Consider the following 2,854-nt stretch of genomic DNA (forward strand, 5'->3'; position numbering starts at 1 on the left):
TTTCAACCGCCGGATTTTATCAACCCGCGAAGGCGGGTTTTGTCTGTGTAGACGCGGTTTCAACCGCCGGATTTTATCAACCCGCGAAGGCGGGTTTTGTCTGTGTAGACGCGGTTTCAACCGCCGGATTTTATCAACCCGCGAAGGCGGGTTTTGTCTGTGTAGACGCGGTTTCAACCGCCGGATTTTATCAACCCGCGAAGGCGGGTTTTGTCTGTGTAGACGCGGTTTCAACCGCCGGATTTTATCAACCCGCGAAGGCGGGTTTTGTCTGTGTAGACGCGGTTTCAACCGCCGGATTTTATCAACCCGCGAAGGCGGGTTTTGTCTGTGTAGACGCGGTTTCAACCGCCGGATTTTATCAACCCGCGAAGGCGGGTTTTGTCTGTGTAGACGCGGTTTCAACCGCCGGATTTTATCAACCCGCGAAGGCGGGTTTTGTCTGTGTAGACGCGGTTTCAACCGCCGGGTTTCATCAACCCGCGAAGGCGGGTTTTGTCTGTGTAGACGCGGTTTCAACCGCCGGGTTTTGTTGAAATAGGTATAAAATAGAAATTGATGCTACTAGCAATGGAGTCATCCCCATGACAGCAACAATTCCCACTCAAACTTTGCCAGCAATCATCTACCCAGACAGCGACGGAAAACCCATGTCTGACAATACCAAACAGTTCCAATTAATCGTAACCATTCAAGGCGGCATAGATGCCTTATTCAAAGACAACGAAAATGTCTTTGTAGCAGGTGATTTGCTGTGGTATCCCGTCGAAGGAGATAACAAAACCCGCCAAGCACCTGATACGATGGTAGTCTTTGGTAGACCAAAAGGTTACAGAGGTTCCTACCAACAGTGGCTTGAAGATAATATCGCGCCGCAAGTTGTCTTTGAAATCCTCTCCCCTGGAAACCGCATGGGAGCCATGTTTAAGCTGTTTAAGTTCTACGAGGATTATGGAGTCGAAGAATATTATGTCTACAGTCCAGAGGATAATGAGTTAATAGGTTGGCTGCGAAGTGAGGGAAAACTCAACTATATTGAATCAATCGAGGGTTGGGTAAGTCCGCGTTTGGAAATCCGTTTTGAAACTGCATCAGGAGACTTGGAAATTTATCGTCCTGACGGATTGAAGTTTTTGTCTTATGTGGAGTTGTCGAGACAAATGGAACAAGAAAGACAGGAGAAAGAGTTGGTACAGCAAAAAGCCGATCGCCTTTCAGAAAAACTCCGAGAAATGGGCATAAATCCAGAGGACATTTGAGACTTTTGTAGCGAGTAGTCAGAAACCGGGTTTTTATCGAATTTGCGGGCTGTAACCAAGTATTATCGTAAAAAACCCGGTTTCTCGGCCGCCATATCTTACACTATGCAAAATCCCCGCCAAATAGCCTTTCTCGCACTCCGCGAAGTCCACCGTCGCGGTGCATTTGCAGACGCCGCCCTCGATCGCACTTTACGCAACTCTCAACTCAACGACCTCGATCGCCGTTTAGTCACAGAATTAGTCTATGGTAGCGTCAGGAGAATGCGCGCGATCGACTTCATCATCGACAAACTAGCCACCAAAAAATCCTCCCAACAACCGCCAGATCTACGTACAATCCTACATTTAGGCCTATATCAACTCCAATATCTCAACCACATTCCCCCCTCCGCCGCCGTCAATACCACGGTTCAACTAGCAAAAGAAAACAAATTATCAGGACTCAGCAGTTTTGTCAACGGCTTGCTGCGGCAATATATCCGTTTAACCCCCCCAACCCCCCCTTACCAAGGGGGGGCTAAGAGTAGTCCTAATTCCCCTCAACAACCAGACACTCAAACCACTTCTAATCCCCCCCCTTACCAAGGGGGGGCTAGGGGGGGTTTGAATCCCCTAAAATTACCAGAAAACCCAGTCCAACGCCTCGGAATTCTCCACAGCTTTCCCGACTGGTTAGTAGAATTGTGGAACGAACAAATAGGCGAAACCGAAACCGAACAACTCTGCGAATGGTTCAACCAATCCCCCACAATTGACCTCAGAATCAATCCCTTAAAAAGCTCGATCGCCCAAATCGAAACCGCCTTCAAATCCCAAAACATCTCAACCAGCAGAATCCCCCATTTACCCCAAGCATTAAGACTAAATGGCAGCACCGGCGCAATTCAAAACCTGCCCGGATATAGCGAAGGTTGGTGGACAATCCAAGACAGCAGCGCTCAATTAGTCACCCATTTACTCGATCCACAGCCGGGGGAAACCATCATCGATGCCTGCGCCGCACCGGGAGGGAAAACCACCCACAGCGCCGAATTAATGCAGGATACAGGCACTATTTACGCCTGCGATAAAACCGCTAGCAGACTAAAAAAACTTGCTGAAAATGCCGATCGACTCCAGATGAAATCTATTAAAATTCATACCGGAGACAGCCGCCACTTCCCAGAATTTATCAACCTAGCAGACAGAGTATTATTAGACGCACCTTGTTCGGGCCTCGGAACCCTACACCGACGCGCTGACGCCCGGTGGCGGCACACTCCCGAAAATATTCAACAACAATCCCAACTGCAATCGGAATTAGTAGCAAATGCAGCGACATTTGTCAAGTCCGGCGGCGTCTTAGTTTACGCAACTTGCACGATTCATCCTTTGGAAAATGAACAGGTTGTGCGATCGTTCTTAGATAGCAATCCTAACTGGCAAATCGAACCGCCAACTATTGATTTACCCGTTCAGCCGTCACCGGAAGGATGGGTGAAAGTTTGGCCGCACAAGCATCAAATGGATGGCTTTTTTATGGTGAAACTCAAGCGAGATTAAGAAGAATTCAACCCGCGGAGGCGGGTTTTGTTTGTATAGACGCGGTTTCA

3 protein-coding genes are annotated in these 2,854 nt (G+C 48.5%); all 3 read left to right on the plus strand.

The annotated features are described in order from the left end of the window. The coding region (locus QZ938_RS04025) for a hypothetical protein (RefSeq protein WP_293365364.1) at window positions 1-536 on the plus strand (536 nt) is incomplete at its 5' end. 48 nt (window positions 537-584) lie between these two features. Further along, the gene (locus QZ938_RS04030) at window positions 585-1,259 is read left to right on the plus strand and encodes a Uma2 family endonuclease (protein WP_293147000.1); all 675 of its coding nucleotides are present in this window, start codon (window positions 585-587) and stop codon (window positions 1,257-1,259) included. A 105-nt stretch (window positions 1,260-1,364) separates the two neighbouring features. Beyond that, window positions 1,365-2,804, plus strand: a complete 1,440-nt coding sequence (locus tag QZ938_RS04035) for a 16S rRNA (cytosine(967)-C(5))-methyltransferase (protein ID WP_293349517.1) — start codon at window positions 1,365-1,367, stop codon at window positions 2,802-2,804. The last annotated feature ends 50 nt before the right edge of the window (window positions 2,805-2,854 follow it).

The organism is Microcoleus sp. CAWBG27 (genome assembly GCF_020883145.1).
Classification (GTDB): domain Bacteria; phylum Cyanobacteriota; class Cyanobacteriia; order Cyanobacteriales; family Microcoleaceae; genus Microcoleus.